12 protein-coding genes are annotated in these 14320 nt (G+C 74.1%); 4 read left to right on the plus strand and 8 right to left on the minus strand.

All coding sequences use genetic code 11. From position 1 onward, the window contains the following. Positions 1 to 16: 16 nt before the first annotated feature. Genes ACTHM3_RS05080 through ACTHM3_RS05090 form a run of 3 tightly spaced genes read left to right on the plus strand, consistent with a single transcriptional unit; the run spans position 17 to position 4070 of the window. The gene (locus tag ACTHM3_RS05080; RefSeq protein WP_440405016.1) at positions 17 to 1333 is read left to right on the plus strand and encodes a VTT domain-containing protein; all 1317 of its coding nucleotides are present in this window, start codon (positions 17 to 19) and stop codon (positions 1331 to 1333) included. Positions 1334 to 1362: 29 nt separating this feature from the next. Beyond that, positions 1363 to 2733 (plus strand): D-alanyl-D-alanine carboxypeptidase family protein, encoded by a 1371-nt coding sequence (locus tag ACTHM3_RS05085; RefSeq protein WP_440405017.1) that lies wholly within the window; start codon positions 1363 to 1365, stop codon positions 2731 to 2733. Next, on the plus strand, positions 2730 to 4070 hold the full coding sequence (locus ACTHM3_RS05090) for an MATE family efflux transporter (RefSeq protein WP_440405018.1): 1341 nt from the start codon (positions 2730 to 2732) through the stop codon (positions 4068 to 4070). Before ACTHM3_RS05085 ends, ACTHM3_RS05090 begins: the two co-directional genes overlap by 4 nt. Before the next feature lie 42 nt (positions 4071 to 4112). Here ACTHM3_RS05090 and ACTHM3_RS05095 read toward each other — a convergent pair whose 3' ends face one another. The 8 genes from ACTHM3_RS05095 to pdhA are packed head-to-tail and all read right to left on the minus strand — an operon-like array spanning position 4113 to position 13623. Then, the gene (locus ACTHM3_RS05095; RefSeq protein ID WP_440405019.1) at positions 4113 to 4928 is read right to left on the minus strand and encodes an HpcH/HpaI aldolase/citrate lyase family protein; all 816 of its coding nucleotides are present in this window, start codon (positions 4926 to 4928) and stop codon (positions 4113 to 4115) included. Next, entirely contained in the window at positions 4925 to 5440 is a 516-nt protein-coding gene (locus tag ACTHM3_RS05100) for a MaoC family dehydratase (protein ID WP_440405020.1), read from the minus strand. Before ACTHM3_RS05100 ends, ACTHM3_RS05095 begins: the two co-directional genes overlap by 4 nt. Further along, complete coding sequence (locus ACTHM3_RS05105; protein WP_440405021.1) at positions 5437 to 6612, minus strand: acyl-CoA dehydrogenase family protein; 1176 nt, start codon at positions 6610 to 6612, stop codon at positions 5437 to 5439. Before ACTHM3_RS05105 ends, ACTHM3_RS05100 begins: the two co-directional genes overlap by 4 nt. Beyond that, the gene (locus tag ACTHM3_RS05110; protein ID WP_440405022.1) at positions 6609 to 8528 is read right to left on the minus strand and encodes an acetyl/propionyl/methylcrotonyl-CoA carboxylase subunit alpha; all 1920 of its coding nucleotides are present in this window, start codon (positions 8526 to 8528) and stop codon (positions 6609 to 6611) included. The genes ACTHM3_RS05105 and ACTHM3_RS05110 overlap by 4 nt, the downstream gene beginning before the upstream one ends. A gap of 8 nt (positions 8529 to 8536) precedes the next feature. Next, positions 8537 to 10144, minus strand: a complete 1608-nt coding sequence (locus ACTHM3_RS05115) for a carboxyl transferase domain-containing protein (protein WP_440405023.1) — start codon at positions 10142 to 10144, stop codon at positions 8537 to 8539. A 10-nt stretch (positions 10145 to 10154) separates the two neighbouring features. Continuing rightward, positions 10155 to 11447, minus strand: coding sequence for a dihydrolipoamide acetyltransferase family protein (locus ACTHM3_RS05120; protein WP_440405024.1), 1293 nt, complete (start codon positions 11445 to 11447; stop codon positions 10155 to 10157). Beyond that, complete coding sequence (locus ACTHM3_RS05125; protein WP_440405025.1) at positions 11444 to 12499, minus strand: alpha-ketoacid dehydrogenase subunit beta; 1056 nt, start codon at positions 12497 to 12499, stop codon at positions 11444 to 11446. Before ACTHM3_RS05125 ends, ACTHM3_RS05120 begins: the two co-directional genes overlap by 4 nt. Continuing rightward, positions 12496 to 13623 (minus strand): pyruvate dehydrogenase (acetyl-transferring) E1 component subunit alpha, encoded by a 1128-nt coding sequence (pdhA, locus tag ACTHM3_RS05130; RefSeq protein ID WP_440405026.1) that lies wholly within the window; start codon positions 13621 to 13623, stop codon positions 12496 to 12498. The genes ACTHM3_RS05125 and pdhA overlap by 4 nt, the downstream gene beginning before the upstream one ends. A 131-nt stretch (positions 13624 to 13754) precedes the next feature. Here pdhA and ACTHM3_RS05135 point away from each other — a divergent pair, with 131 nt between their 5' ends. After that, positions 13755 to 14231 carry an Lrp/AsnC family transcriptional regulator gene (locus ACTHM3_RS05135; RefSeq protein WP_440405027.1) on the plus strand — a complete coding sequence of 159 codons (477 nt, stop codon included), beginning with the start codon at positions 13755 to 13757 and terminating at the stop codon, positions 14229 to 14231. Positions 14232 to 14320: the final 89 nt, after the last annotated feature.

Genomic DNA, 14320 nt, shown 5'->3' on the forward strand with positions numbered 1-14320 from the left:
CCGGTAGACCGGCGGCATGACGGACGCCGATCTCGGGCGCCTGGACGGCCTCACCGGGTTCGCCGCGCGCACCCTCGACCTCCTCGGCGAGGTCGGGGTGGGGCTGCTCATCCTGCTCGAGACGGTGTTCCCGCCGATCCCGAGCGAGGTGATCCTGCCGCTCGCCGGCTTCCTGTCGACGGCGGGGTCGATGCACCTCGCGCTCGTCGTGCTCGCGGCGACCGCCGGGTCGCTCGCCGGGGCCCTCGCGCTGTACGCAGCGGGCTCAGCGCTCGGGCGCGAGCGGTCGATCCGGCTGCTCGCCCGGATCCCGCTCCTGGACCGCGAGGACCTGGAGGGCGCGAGCCGCTGGTTCGCCCGGCACGGCGGGCGCGCGGTGCTCCTCGGGCGGCTGGTGCCGGGCGTCCGGTCGCTCATCTCGCTCCCGGCGGGCGCCGAGCGCATGCCGGTCGCGCGGTTCGTGCTCTTCACCGCCCTCGGCAGCGCGCTCTGGAACGGCGCGCTCATCCTCGCGGGAGCCGCCCTCGGCCGCCGCTTCGACCTCGTCGACCGCTACTCGGGGTGGCTCGACGCGGCCATGATCGCGGCGGCCGCCGTCGCCGTGGGGGCGCTCGTCGTCCGCCGGGTGCGGCGCGCCCGACGCCGCGCGGGGGCGAGGGGGCGGAGTGAGACTGGGGGCATGAAAACCCCCGACGACCTCTCCGTGCTCGACGCCCTCCACTCGACCCCGGCCCGCCGCCGCCTCTCGAGGGAGCCGATCCCGGACGACGTGATCTGGGCCGTCCTCGACGCGGCCGTTCGCGGGCCGTCGGGCGGCAACGCGCAGCGCTGGGCATGGGTCGTCGTGCGGGACCAGGTCGTCAAGGACCGCATCGCCTCCTGGTACCTCGAGGGCTGGAATGCCGCCTACGGCGGTCGGCGCGACGCCTTCCTGAGCGCCGAGCCCGGTGAGCTGCCGATGAGCGCCCGCGCGTTCCTCGGCGCCGAACACCTCGCGAACCACCTCGCCGAGGCGCCGGTGTGGGTCATCCCCGCGCTCCTCGGCGCACGAGGGTCGACGGATCCGCTCACCGGCTCGTCGATCTACGGCGCGGTCCAGCAGCTCTTCCTCGCGGCGCGGGCGTACGGCGTCGGCACCAACCTGACGACGCTCTACCGCGGGCACGAGGACGACGTGCGCGAGCTGCTCGGCCTGCCCGACGACGCGTTGACGATGTGCCTGATCCCGATGGGCTATCCGGACGGCGGCCGCTGGTCGGAGCCCCGTCGCAAGCCGCTCGAGGACGTCGTGCACTGGGACGGGTACGGCACGCGCCGCGAGCGCCTAGCATGATCGAAGCTCAGTAACGGATCGGGGGCGGCATGGCGCGGAACGACGGCGACGGCCTCGCGCAGCTCACCGAGATCATGCGGTCCACGCCGGCGGGCGCACCGCTCCGATCCCCCGCCCCGCGCACCCCGGTCGACCGGCGCCGTCGGCGTCGCCGCCGCATCGTCGGCCTCTCTGTCACGGGCGGGATCCTCCTGCTCGTGGCGGCGCTCGTCGCCTCCTACGTCGGCTGGGCGCTCAACGCGCCGATCGGCGCGGCCTCCGCCTCCCTGGCCCAGCCCACGGTGGCCACGCCGCCGGCCGCCCAGCCGGTGCTGGCGCCGGAGGGCTCGTCGGCGATCAGCGTCGCGGGCGCCGACGACTACCTGGGCCCGGGGGCGAGCGGCGTCTGGCAGAAGAGCGGCGACGACGCCGTGCCGATGGCGAGCATCAGCAAGATCGTGACGGCGCTCGTCATCCTGAAGGCGAAACCGCTCTCGGGGGCGACGACGCCCGGACCGCTGATCACCTTCAGCGCCGCCGACCACGCGCTCTACGACCAGTACTACGTGCAGAACGCGACGATCGCGCCCATGCCGACCGGCAGCAGCATGACCGAGCACCAGGCGCTCGAGACGATGCTCGTCGTCTCGGCCTCCAACTACGCCGCCGCGCTGTCGACCTGGGCCTACGGCTCGCCGGGCGCGTTCCTCGCGGCGACCCGCACGTGGCTCGCCGCGAACGGCCTCACGCACACGGCGATGGTCGAGCCGACGGGTCTCGACGACCGGAACAGGTCGACGCCGGCGGACCTCATCGCGCTCGGCAAGCTGGCCATGGCGAACGCCGCCGTCGCCGAGATCGTCGGTCTGCACTCCCTCGACATCCCCGGCAGCCCGGTCGACGGGATGAGCGCAACGAACGACATGCTCGGCCGGAACGGCGTCGACGGGATCAAGACCGGCACACTCGACACGGGATCCGACCTGCTGTTCTCGGCCACGGTCCCGGTGCCCGCCCTCGACCGCCCGGCGCTCCGCGTCTTCGGCGTCGTGCTGGGCGGGAGTTCGCGGGAGTCGGTGGACGGCGACGTCGAGACGATGCTCCACAACGTCGTGAACGGATTCCACAGCACGATGCTGGGAAGGGAGGGCGATGTCGTCGGCACCTACACGACGCGGTGGGGCGCGAGCGCGCACATGGTGCTCGCCCGGGACGCGACGGTGACCACCTGGTCGAACGCTCCCATCACGGTGACGATGTCGACCGGCATGATCACGACCGGCAAGGCCGGGCAACGGGTCGGCGCCGTGACGTGGACCTCGGGGACGACGACGGTCACGGTGCCGGTGGTGCTTGAGTCGACCATCCGGCCGCCGAGCGACTGGTGGCGGATCACGCATCCCGACAAGCTCGGGAGGTGACCCCGGCCCGGCGCCCGCTCCGCCCGACCCCGCTCGACCGCGAGATCGCGGCGCTCGCGGTGCCCGCGCTCGGGGCGCTCGTCGCGGAGCCGCTGTTCCTCGCCACCGACAGCGCTCTCGTCGGGCATCTCGGAGCCACGCAGCTCGCGGGGCTCGGCGTCGCGGGGACGATCCTGCAGACGGCGATCGGGCTCCTGATCTTCCTCGCCTACGCGACGACCCCGGCGGTCGCTCGCCGCCTGGGCGCCGGCGACGAGCGGGGCGCGATCCGCGCGGGCATCGACGGGATGTGGCTCGCCCTCGGGGTCGGCGTCGTGCTGGCGGCGGTCGGCTGGGTCACGGCCCCGGCGCTGGCCGGGGCGTTCGGCGCCGGCGCCCGGACCACCGCGGCCGCCGTCGTCTACCTCCGGATCGCCGTGCTCGGACTGCCCGCGATGCTCATCGTGACGGCCGCCGTCGGGCTGTTCCGCGGCCTGCAGGACACCCGGACGCCCCTCGTCATCGCGGTGATCGGGTTCGCGACGAACGCCGGGCTCAACGCGCTCCTCATCTACCCGGTCGGCTGGGGCATCGCGGGATCGGCGGCCGGCACCGTCGTCGCCCAGACCGGGATGGCGACGACCTGCGTCGTCATCGCGGTACGGACGGCCCGTCGCACCGGGGCGGGGCTCCGGCCCGGCGTCGCCGGGGTGTCGTCGTCGGCGCTCACGGGCGGCTGGCTGCTCGTCCGCACCGCGTCGCTGCGGGTGGCGCTCGTGGCGACCGTCGTCGTCGCGACCCGCGAGGGCACCACGACGCTCGCGGCGCAGCAGGTGGTCTTCACCCTGTTCAGCACCCTCGCGCTCGCGCTCGACGCCTTCGCCATCGCCGGCCAGGCGCTCACCGGCCATGGACTCGGCGCCGCCGACGTGCCGCGGGTGCGGGCGGTCGTGCGCCGGCTGCTCGGCTGGGGCGTCCTCACCGGGCTGGTGCTCGGCGCACTGCTCGCGGCGACGTCGCCGGTGATCGGCGGACTCTTCACCTCGGATCCGGCGGTGCGCGCCGCGATCGCGCCCGGTGCGCTCGTGCTCGCGGCCTCGCAGCCGCTCGGGGCGGTGGTGTTCGTGCTCGACGGCATCCTCATCGGCGCGGGCGACGCGCGGTACCTGGCCTGGACCGGCGTCGTGAACCTGGCCGTGTTCGTGCCGCTGCTGGCCCTCGCCTCGCTCGCGCCGCCGGGTGCGGCGGCGGTGGTCGCGATCCAGCTCGCCTTCTGCGTGGGCTACCTCGCCGCGCGCTGCGTGACCCTGTCGCTGCGGGCGCGGGGCACGCGGTGGATCGTCACCGGCGCGCGGTAGCCGGGGTCGATCAGGAAAGGGTCTCGGTACACGCCAGCGGCGCTATTCGACCCGCGGAGCGGCGCGGCGGAGGACGGACTCTGCGTGGCGGATGACGGGGCCGTCGACCATGCGGCCGTCGAGGCGGAAGACGCCGCCGTGTTCGCGCGCGGCGTCGACGATCCGGCGCGCGTCGGCGACCTCGACGTCGCTCGGCGCATAGGCGCGGCGGATGACGTCGACGTGGGAGGGGTGGATGCAGGCGGTCGCCGCGAAGCCGACCGCGGCCGCGTCCTCCGCCTCGGCCGCGAGCCCGTCGAGGTCGGCGATGTCGAGGTGCACCGTGTCGATCGCCGCAGCCCCCGCGGCCCCCGCCGCGAGCAGCACGGTCGAGCGCGCGTGCCGGGCCACGTCGCGGTAGGCGCCCGCGCGGTCGCGGCTCGCGGAGCCGCCGAGCGAGGCGACGAGGTCCTCCGCGCCCCACATGAGCGCGACGACACCCGGCCGCTCGGCAAGCGCCCGCGCGTCGAGCACCCCGGCCGCGGTCTCGCAGAGCGCGATCACGTCGAGGTCGGCGAGCGCCGCGTCGTCGAGGCGCGCGTCGGCCTTCGGGATCATGACGGTCCGGTAGGCGGCCGCCCGGACGGCGGCCAGATCCTCCGCCTGATCGGCCGAGCCGGTCTCGTTCACGCGCACGATCACCCGCGCCGGGTCGAGCGGATTCGCGGCGAGCGCCGCGCGGGCGGCCGGGCGCGCATCGGGGGCGACGGCATCCTCGAGGTCGAGGATCACGGCATCCGCCCGATCGAGCGCCTTGCGGTACCGGTCCGGCCGATCCGCGGGGCAGAACAGCAGGGCCGGGCCGAACGCGAACGTCACGGTCGCGGCTCCGGTGCGGTCCGCACGAGGGTCGTGCGGACGGCGCGGCCGACGACGATCCCGTCCTGATTCCGCCCGACGTGCTCGAGCGTCACGATGCCCTGCCCGGGCCGCGAGTTCGAGAGCCGCTTGTCGAGCACCGTCGTCTCGGAGTAGAGGGTGTCGCCGTGCCGGAGCGGCGCCGGGAAGGTGACCTCGGTGAATCCGAGGTTCGCGACGATCGTGCCCAGAGTCAGCTGCGCGACGGAGGCCCCGACCATCGTCGACAGCGTCCACATCGAGTTGACGAGCCGCTCGCCGAACTCCTGCTGCGCCGCCCAGGCGGCGTCGAGATGCAGGCCCTGGCTGTTCATGGTCAGGGTCGTGAAGAGGGTGTTGTCGGCCTCCGTCGCGGTGCGGCCCGGGCGGTGCAGGTAGCGGGTGCCGACCTCGAACTCCTCGAACCAGAGGCCGCGCTGCTCGACGACGCGCCCCGGCACGGCGGTCGGCTCGTCGCGGGGCGCGTCGCTCATCGGCCGTCCGCCGTCGCGAGCCCGAGCTCCCGGGTCAGCACCATGAGCTGCACCTCGGAGGTCCCCTCGCCGATCTCGAGGATCTTGGAGTCGCGGTAGTGCCGCGCGACGGGGCTCTCGTTGAGGAAGCCGTAGCCGCCGAGCACCTGCGTCGCGTCGCGCGCGTTGTCCATCGCGGCCTCCGACCCGATCAGCTTCGCCATCGACGCCTCCGCCTTGAAGGGCTCCCCCGCGACCAGCTTGCGCGCGGCGTCCATCCACGCCAAGTGCGCCTGGTGGGCCCGCACCTGCATGCGGGCGATCTTGAACGCGACGTACTGGTTGGAGCCGATCGGGCGCCCGAACACGTTGCGGCTCCGCGCGTAGCGGAGCGCCTCCTCGAGGCAGCCGAGAGCGGCTCCCGCGCAGAGCGCCGCGAACGCGACCCGGCCCTCGTCGAGCGTCTGGAGGAAGTTCGCGAACCCGCGGCCGCGCTCGCCGAGCAGGTTCGACTCCGGCACCCGGACGTCGGTGAGGGTCAGCGGGTGCGTGTCGGAGGTGTGCCAGCCGACCTTGTCGTAGGCCGGCTCCGCGCGGAATCCGGGGGTGTCGGTCGGCACGAGGATCGACGACAGCTCCTTCTTGACGGAGCCGTCGCCGCGCCGGTGCTCGCCGGTCACCGCGGTGACGGTCACGACGGAGGTGATCGGGGTCCCGGAGTTGGTGATGAACTGCTTCGTGCCGTCGATGACCCACTCGGCGCCGTCGAGGCGCGCGGTCGTCTTCGTGGCGCCCGCGTCGGATCCGGCCTCCGCCTCCGTCAGGCCGAAGCCGGCGAGCGCCCGGCCGGCCAGCAGGTCGGGGAGGAAGCGCTGCTTCTGGGGGTCGGTCCCGTGCCGGAAGATTGGCATGATCCCGAGCCCGACGCCCGCCTCGAGCGTCACGGCGATCGACTGGTCGACCCGCGCCAGCGCCTCGACGGCGAGGCACAGGTCGACGTAGTCGCGGCCCTGCCCGCCGTCCGCGACGGGGAACGGCAGGCCGAAGAGCCCCATGTCGCCCATCTGGCCGATGATGTCGAGCGGCAGCCGGCGCTCGGTGTCGTACTCGTAGGCGCGCGGCGCGACGACCTCGTCGGCGAACGCGCGCACGTCGGCGCGGAGGCGCTCCTGCTCGGGGGTCAACTCGGTCATGCGTCCTCCTGGGGATCGGGATCGGGGTCGATGGTCGCGACGACCTGGTCGCGCCGGACGAGATGGCCGGGCTGGAGCGCGATGCGCACGGTGCCGGCGAGCGGGGCGGTGAGCGGGTGCTCCATCTTCATGGCCTCGACCGTCGCGAGGAGGTCGCCCGCCGCCACGACGTCGCCGTCGCGGACCGCGACCTGCACGACGGTGCCGGGCATGGCGGCGCGGACCTCGGGGCTCACCGGCCCGGCGGCCCGCTCGGCCGCGGCGAGCCGGCGCGCCAGGCGGGTGGCCCGGTCCGGCGCGTCGATCGCGAGGGTGCGACTCGCGCGATGCAGCCAGACGGTCGAGCCGTCGGGGTCGGGCACCATCCGGACCGTCTCCGTGACGCCGTCGTGCGTGAACGCGTAGGCGTGACCGCCGAGCGCCCGCAGCGCGCCCGTCGACGGCGCCTGATCGCGCCCCGCGCGCCACCCGTCGAGCCCCCACGGCCCCACCGCGCGCGGCCCGAAATGCAGGAGATCCGCGACGGCGGCGAGGTCCGCATCCGACGGAACCGCGGGATCCCGGGGCGGCAGCCGGTCGATGAGGCCGACGTCGAGGCGACCTTCCTGCATGTCGGACAGGGCGAGGAGGGAGCGCAGGAAGTCGACGTTGGTGTCGACGCCGAGGATGACCGCCTCCGCGAGCATGGCGTCGAGCCGGTCGAGCGCCTCGGCGCGGTCGGCGCCGGTCGCGATCGCCTTGGCGAGCATCGGGTCGTAGTCGCCCGAGACCACGAGACCCGGAGTCAGTCCGCTGTCCCAGCGCCGCCCCGACCCGGTCGGCTCGTCGAGATCGAGCACCGCCCCGGTCGCGGGGAGGAAGCCGCGTGCCGGCGCCTCCGCGTAGATCCGGGCCTCGATCGCATGGCCGGTGAGCGTCACGTCCTCCTGCCGCAGCGGGAGCGGCTCACCCGCCGCGATCCGCAGCTGCAGCTCCACGAGGTCGAGGCCCGTCACCTGCTCGGTGACGGGGTGCTCCACCTGCAGGCGGGTGTTCATCTCGATGAAGAAGAAGGTGTCCGGGTCGCGGTCGGAGACGAGGAACTCGACCGTGCCGGCGCCCTCGTACCCGACGCTCCGCGCGACCTCGCAGGCCGCCGCGCCCATCCGCTCGCGCTGCGCCGGGGTGAGGAGCTCGGACGGCGCCTCCTCGATGACCTTCTGGTGGCGGCGCTGCAGCGAGCACTCGCGCTCGCCGAGGTGGATGACGCCGCCGTGGCGGTCGGCCATCACCTGCAGCTCGATGTGCCGCGGCGTCTCGACGAAGCGCTCGAGCAGCAGGTCGTCGTCGCCGAATGCCGAGGCCGCGACGCGGCGGGCGGAGGCGAGCGCCCCGGCGAGCTCGGACTCCTCGGCCACGACCTGCATGCCCGTGCCGCCGCCGCCCGCCGCGGGCTTGACGAGGAGCGGGTAGCCGACGGTCGCGGCGGCCGCGACGAGCTCGTCGTCGGTCAGCCGCTGCCCCTCGCTGCCGGGCACGACCGGCACCCCGCGCGCCGCGACGGTCTGTTTGGCGACGATCTTGTCGGCCATGACCGTCATCGCCTCCGACCCGGGGCCGATGAAGACGATGCCGGCGTCGGCGCACGCGCGCGCGAGCTCCGGGCTCTCGGAGAGGAAGCCGTAGCCGGGGTGGATCGCCTCGGCCCCGGTGCGCCTCGCGGCGTCGAGGAGGGCCGGGATCGACAGGTACGACGCGGCCGCCGCCGCCGGCCCGCTGCGCACGGCCTCGTCGGCGAGCGTGACGTGGAGCGCGCCGGCGTCGGCATCCGAGTACGCCGCGACCGCACGGATGCCGAGCCGCCGCAGCGTGCGGATCACGCGGACGGCGATCTCGCCGCGGTTCGCCACGAGGACGGAGGAGAAGAGCGGGGCCATGGGCGCGGTCACATCCGGAACAGCCCGAGGCGCGGCTCGGGCAGGGGCGTGCGCGAGCACACCTCGAGGGCCATGCCGAGCACCCGGCGGGTGTCGAGCGGGTCGATGATGCCGTCGTCCCAGAGCCGGGCGGTGGCGTAGTACGGGCTGCCCGCACGCTCGTAGCTCTCGCGGATCGGGGCGCGGAACGCCTCCTCGTCGGCGGCCGACCACTCCTCGCCGCGCGCCTCGAGCTGCTCGCGCTTGACGGTCGAGAGCACCGACGCGGCCTGCGGGCCGCCCATGACCGAGATGCGCGAGGCCGGCCACGACCACAGGAACCGCGGCGAGTAGGCGCGACCGCACATCGAGTAGTTGCCGGCACCGAACGAGCCCCCGACGATCACGGTGAGCTTCGGCACCCGGGTCGTCGCGACGGCGGTCACCATCTTCGCGCCGTCCTTGGCGATGCCCGCGGCCTCGGCATCCCGGCCCACCATGAAACCGGAGATGTTCTGCAGGAACAGGAGCGGGATCCCGCGCTGGTCGCACAGCTCGATGAAGTGCGCGCCCTTGCGCGACGACTCGCCGAGGAGCACGCCGTGGTTGGCGACGACGCCGACGGGATGCCCGTGGATCCGGGCGAAGCCCGTCACGAGGGTGGTGCCGTACTCGGACTTGAACTCCTGGAACGCGGAGCCGTCCACCAGTCGGGCGATCACCTCACGCGGGTCGTAGGGCTGCTGCACGTCGACCGGCACGGCGGCGTAGAGGCCCGCGGGATCGACGACGGGTTCGATCGACTCGAGCACCTCCCAGACCGGTGCGGGATCGGGCGCGAGCGTCGCGACGATGCCGCGGACGATCTCCAGCGCGTGCTCGTCGTCTTCGGCGAGGTGGTCGACGACCCCGGAGGTGCGTGCGTGCAGCTCCCCGCCGCCGAGCTCCTCCGCGGTCACGACCTCGCCGATCGCGGCCTTCACGAGCGGTGGCCCGCCGAGGAAGATGGTGCCCTCGCCTCGCACGATGACCGTCTCGTCGCTCATCGCGGGCACGTAGGCCCCACCCGCCGTCGACGAGCCCATGACGGCGGCGATCTGCGGGATCCCGGCGGCCGACAGCCGCGCCTGGTGGAAGAAGATGCGGCCGAAGTGGTCGCGGTCGGGGAACACCTCGTCCTGCATCGGCAGGAACGCGCCGCCCGAGTCGACCAGGTAGACGCACGGCAACCGGTTCTCGAGCGCGATCTCCTGCGCGCGGAGGTGCTTCTTGACCGTCATCGGGGAGTACGTGCCGCCCTTGACGGTCGCATCGTTCGCGACGACGATCACGAGCCGGCCGGAGACGACGCCGATGCCCGCGACGACGCCGGCCCCGGGGGTGTCGTCGTCGAAGAGCTCGAAGGCGGCGAGCGGCGCGATCTCGAGGAAGGGGCTGTCCTCGTCGAGGAGCCGGTCGATCCGATCGCGCGCCAGCAGCTTGCCGCGGGCGACGTGCTTCTCGCGGGCGGCGGGCGAGCCGCCGAGGGCCGCGGTCGCGAGGCGCTCGCGCAGCTCGGCGACGAGGGCGCGCTGGTCGGCGTCGTTCGCGGCGGCCGACGCGGAGCCGGGGTCGACGGAGGTCGTGAGGACGGTCATGGGGCGCGGCTCAGTTCCGCGCGAAGGCGAGGGCCGGGTCGGCGAGCCGCGCGCCGACGTCGTGGAGGAAGCGCGACCCCTGCTCGCCGTCGACGACGCGGTGGTCGAACGAGAGGCTGAGCGTCATCACCTGCCGGAGCGCGATGCCGCCCTCGTGCTCCCACGGCCGCCGCACGACCGCGCCCGCGGCGAGGATGCCGGTCTGCCCGGGGTTGAGGATCGGGGTGCCGCCCTCGACGCCGAAGACGCCGATGTTGCTGATCGTGAACGTGCCGCCCGCGAATGCCGCGGGCTCCGTGCGACCGGCGCGCGCCCGCTCCGCGAGGCCGCCGATCGCGGCGGCGAGGTCGAGGAGGCCGAGTCCGCCGGCGTCGGGGAGGTTCGGGACGACCAGCCCGCGCTCGGTCGCGACCGCGATCCCGAGCCCGATCCGCGCGTACTCGATGATCTCGTGCGCGGCGTCGTCCCACGAGCTGTTGAGCTCGGGGTGCCGCCGGAGGGCGAGGCAGGTCGCGCGGGCGACGGCCGCGAGGATCGTGACCCGGATGCCGGCGGCCTCCGGTGTCGCGGCGATGCGGTCGAGCAGCTCCATCGTCGGGGTGACGTCGATCGTGGTCCAGACCGTCACGTGGGGCGCGGTGAACGCGCTCGCGACCATCGCCTCGGCCGTGCGCCTCCGCACGCCGTGCACCGGGATCCGACGGTCCTCCCCGTCGTGGGTCGAGGAATCCGCCTCCGGCGGGCGTGCCGAGACCCCGCTCGCGGCGCCCTCCACGTCCTCCCGCGTCACGAGGCCGTCCGGCCCGTGCCCCGTCACCTGCTCGATGTCGACCCCGAGCCGATGCGCGAGGGTGCGCACCGGCGGCGTCGAGCGCACGCGCTCGTGCGCCGGGTCGGGATGCGCGGGCGGCGGGGCGAGCACCTCACGGCGGGGTCGGCGACGCGGGCGGCCTCCGCGCTCGGGTGCGGCGCCGTACCCGACGAGCGTCGGCTCGCGCACCTCGGTCGTCGGCGAGGAATCGACCGGCGGGGCGTCGACCTTGCCGGGCTCGACCAGCGGGGCGTCGACCTCGAAGGTGACGAGCGGCTCGCCCACCGAGACCGTCGCGCCCGGCTCCGCGTGGAGGCGCGCGACGACGCCCGCGACGGGCGACGGCAGCTCGACGAGGGCCTTGGCGGTCTCGACCTCAGCGATGACCTGGTTGAGGGCGACCGTCTCGCCCTCGGCGACGTGCCAGCTGACGATCTCCGACTCGGTGAGACCCTCGCCGAGGTCGGGGAGCACGAACTCGCGGGCGGTCATCGGACGAGCTCGCGAGCGGAGGGAACGGGTCGCGCGGGGGCCGTGGTCTCGACCGGCTCGACCACCAGGACGCGCCCCAGCACCCGGTCCACGCCGTGGAGCACGCGGTCGAGGTCCGGCAGGTGGTGCTTCTCGAGCTTCGCGACCGGGTAGGGGATGTCGTGCCCCGTCACGCGCACGGGTGCGGCGAGCAGGAGCTCGAAGCAGCGCCCGGTGAGCGTCGCCGCGATCTCCGCGCCGAAGCCGGCATGCCCGGCGGCCTCGTGGACGACGACGAGCCGGCCGGTCCTCCGCACGGAGGCCTCCACGGTGTCCCAGTCGACCGGCGACAGCGACCGCAGGTCGATCACCTCGAGCGAGACCCCCTCGTCGGCGGCGGCCGCCGCGGCATCGAGGCACACGCCGACCATGCCGCCGTAGGCGACCACGGTCGCATCCGTGCCCCGCGCCACGACGCGCGCGCGGTCGAGCGGGAGCGCCGTCGCGAGGTCCACCTCCTCGTTGACCTCCGCCCTGACGTGATAGCGCCGCTTGGGCTCGAAGAAGACGACGGGGTCGTCCGAGGCGATCGCCTGGCGCAGCATCACGGCGGCGTCCTGCGGCGTCGACGCGACGACCGTGCGGAGCCCCGCGGTGTGCGCGAAGTACGCCTCCGGCGACTCCGAGTGGTGCTCGGCGGCGCCGATGCCGCCGCCGAGCGGGATGCGGATCGTGATCGGCATCCGCACGTCGCCGTTCGTGCGGGAGTGCATCTTCGCCAGCTGCGACACGATCTGGTCGAAGGCGGGATAGACGAAGCCGTCGAACTGGATCTCGCACACCGGCCGGAACCCGCGGTAGGCGAGGCCGACCGCGGTACCGAGGATCGCGGACTCCGCGAGCGGGGTGTCGATCACCCGGCGCGGGCCGAACTCCCGCTGCAGGCCGTCGGTCACGCGGAACACGCCGCCGTTCACGCCGATGTCCTCGCCGAGGAGGACGACGTCCGGATCCTCGGCGAGGGCACGACGGAGGCCCGAGCGCAGCGCGCCTCCGAGGGTGAGCATGGTCATCGCCGGGCCTCCGTGGCGTCGTCGAGGCGGAATCCGTCGAGGTAGGCGGCGTACTCGGCGCGCTCGCGCTCGATCTGCCGATTCGGCTCCGCGTAGATGTGATCGAAGACGGCGAGCGGTTCGGGGTCCGGCAGGGCGATGCACGCGGCCCGCAGCTCGCCGCCGGCCTCGTCCGCGGCCGCGCCGACCTCTGCCTCCCGCTCGTCGGTGAGGATCCCCTCGGCGCGCAGCAGGCGCTCCAGCCGGTCGACGGGATCGCGCTCCGCCCACGCCGCGAGCTCCTCCGCCGTGCGGTAGCGGGTGGGGTCGTCGGCGGTGGTGTGAGGTCCCATCCGGTAGGTGACCGCCTCGATGAGGGTCGGCCCCTCGCCAGCGCGGGCGCGATCCAGCGCCTCGCGCATCACCGCGTAGACGGCGAGCACATCGTTGCCGTCGACGCGCACCGACGGGATGCCGAATCCGGGACCTCGGTCGGCGAGCGTCCCCGGCGCCTGCAGCGTCACGGGCTCCGAGATCGCCCACTGGTTGTTGGAGCACACGAAGACGACCGGCAGGCGGAACGAGGCGGCGAACACCATGGCCTCCGCGACGTCGCCCTCGCTCATCGCGCCATCGCCGAAGTAGGCCACCCCGGCATCGGGGGTCTGGTCGCCCTTCGCGAGCACCTCGCCCATGGCCCAGCCGGTCGCGTGCAGGCTCTGCGCGCCGATGATGACCTGCGGCGTCGCGACGCGGTGCTCGTACGGGTGCCAGGCGGAGGCCGTCGCCCCGCGCCAGACCCGCACGAGGTCGACGCCGCGCACCCCGCGCGCGAACGCGACGCCGTGCTCGCGGTAGCTCGTGAACACGAAGTCGCCGTCGCCGAGCGCCCGGGCCGAGGCGAGCTGGGTCGCCTCCTGACCTCGCAGCGGCGGCCAGAGCGCGAGCTCCCCCTGGCGCTGCAGGGCGGTCGCCTCGTCGTCGATGCGGCGGATGACGCGCATGTCGCGGTAGAGGGCGAGCAGGTCGTCGGGGGTCAGGTCGGCGGCGAGGGAGTCGTACGCCGCCGACGGGCGGCGCGCGCCGCTCGGATCGAGCAGCTGCACGATGTCCGTCTCATCCAGCTCCGATGGCACCCTCGCCATGATCGCCTCCGCCTCGTCGCGTGACCGTTGCGGTCATTCTGCGCGGAGGTGGCCGATCCGCTCAATAGATACCTGCTCGACTGCGCATAATGCTCATCAAACGCAGGGAGATCTTGGGTACCCTGTGCACCATGCCCGGTCTCGACGCGCTCGACCTGCAGCTCCTCGCCGCGCTCGTCGACGATCCGCGGGCGTCGCTCGTCGCCCTGGCCGACACGCTCGGCGTCTCGCGCAACACGGTCTACGCGCGCATGTCACGGCTGGAGGACGCCGGCGCGTTCCTCGCGTTCGACCGGCGCATCAGCCCGGAGGCGCTCGGCTACCCCGTGACCGCGTTCATCTCGGTGACGACGCGGCAGAAGGACCTCGCCCGCATCGTCGACGAGATCGCGACGATCCCGGAGGTCGTCCAGGCGCACGGGATGAGCGGCTCAGCCGACCTCGTGGCGACCGTCGTGTCCCCCGACATCCACCGCCTCTTCGACGTGGACGCCGCGATCCTCGCGATCGACGGCGTCGAGCGGACCGAGACATCGCTCTCCATGGGCGAACTCATCCCCTACCGCGTCGGGCCGCTCCTCGACCGCGGCCGCCGCTCCGCCCGCTGACCCGCCTCCCGTCACGACCGCCGCACGCCTCGACGCGACTGTCACGAATGACGGAGATCAGCGCCCGCCCGGGCGTCTCGACCCCGTCA

The organism is Pseudolysinimonas sp., assembly GCF_051954455.1.
GTDB lineage: Bacteria > Actinomycetota > Actinomycetes > Actinomycetales > Microbacteriaceae > Pseudolysinimonas.

Bases quoted from the DNA above. Each gene is read 5' to 3' on its own strand.
- ACTHM3_RS05080 (WP_440405016.1), top strand. From the start codon at position 17: ATGACGGACGCCGATCTCGGGCGCCTGGACGGCCTCACCGGGTTCGCC.
- ACTHM3_RS05085 (WP_440405017.1), top strand. From the start codon at position 1,363: ATGGCGCGGAACGACGGCGACGGCCTCGCGCAGCTCACCGAGATCATG.
- ACTHM3_RS05100 (WP_440405020.1), bottom strand. From the start codon at position 5,440: ATGAGCGACGCGCCCCGCGACGAGCCGACCGCCGTGCCGGGGCGCGTC.
- ACTHM3_RS05105 (WP_440405021.1), bottom strand. From the start codon at position 6,612: ATGACCGAGTTGACCCCCGAGCAGGAGCGCCTCCGCGCCGACGTGCGC.
- ACTHM3_RS05110 (WP_440405022.1), bottom strand. From the start codon at position 8,528: ATGGCCCCGCTCTTCTCCTCCGTCCTCGTGGCGAACCGCGGCGAGATC.
- ACTHM3_RS05115 (WP_440405023.1), bottom strand. From the start codon at position 10,144: ATGACCGTCCTCACGACCTCCGTCGACCCCGGCTCCGCGTCGGCCGCC.
- ACTHM3_RS05120 (WP_440405024.1), bottom strand. From the start codon at position 11,447: ATGACCGCCCGCGAGTTCGTGCTCCCCGACCTCGGCGAGGGTCTCACC.
- ACTHM3_RS05125 (WP_440405025.1), bottom strand. From the start codon at position 12,499: ATGACCATGCTCACCCTCGGAGGCGCGCTGCGCTCGGGCCTCCGTCGT.
- pdhA (WP_440405026.1), bottom strand. From the start codon at position 13,623: ATGGCGAGGGTGCCATCGGAGCTGGATGAGACGGACATCGTGCAGCTG.
- ACTHM3_RS05135 (WP_440405027.1), top strand. From the start codon at position 13,755: ATGCCCGGTCTCGACGCGCTCGACCTGCAGCTCCTCGCCGCGCTCGTC.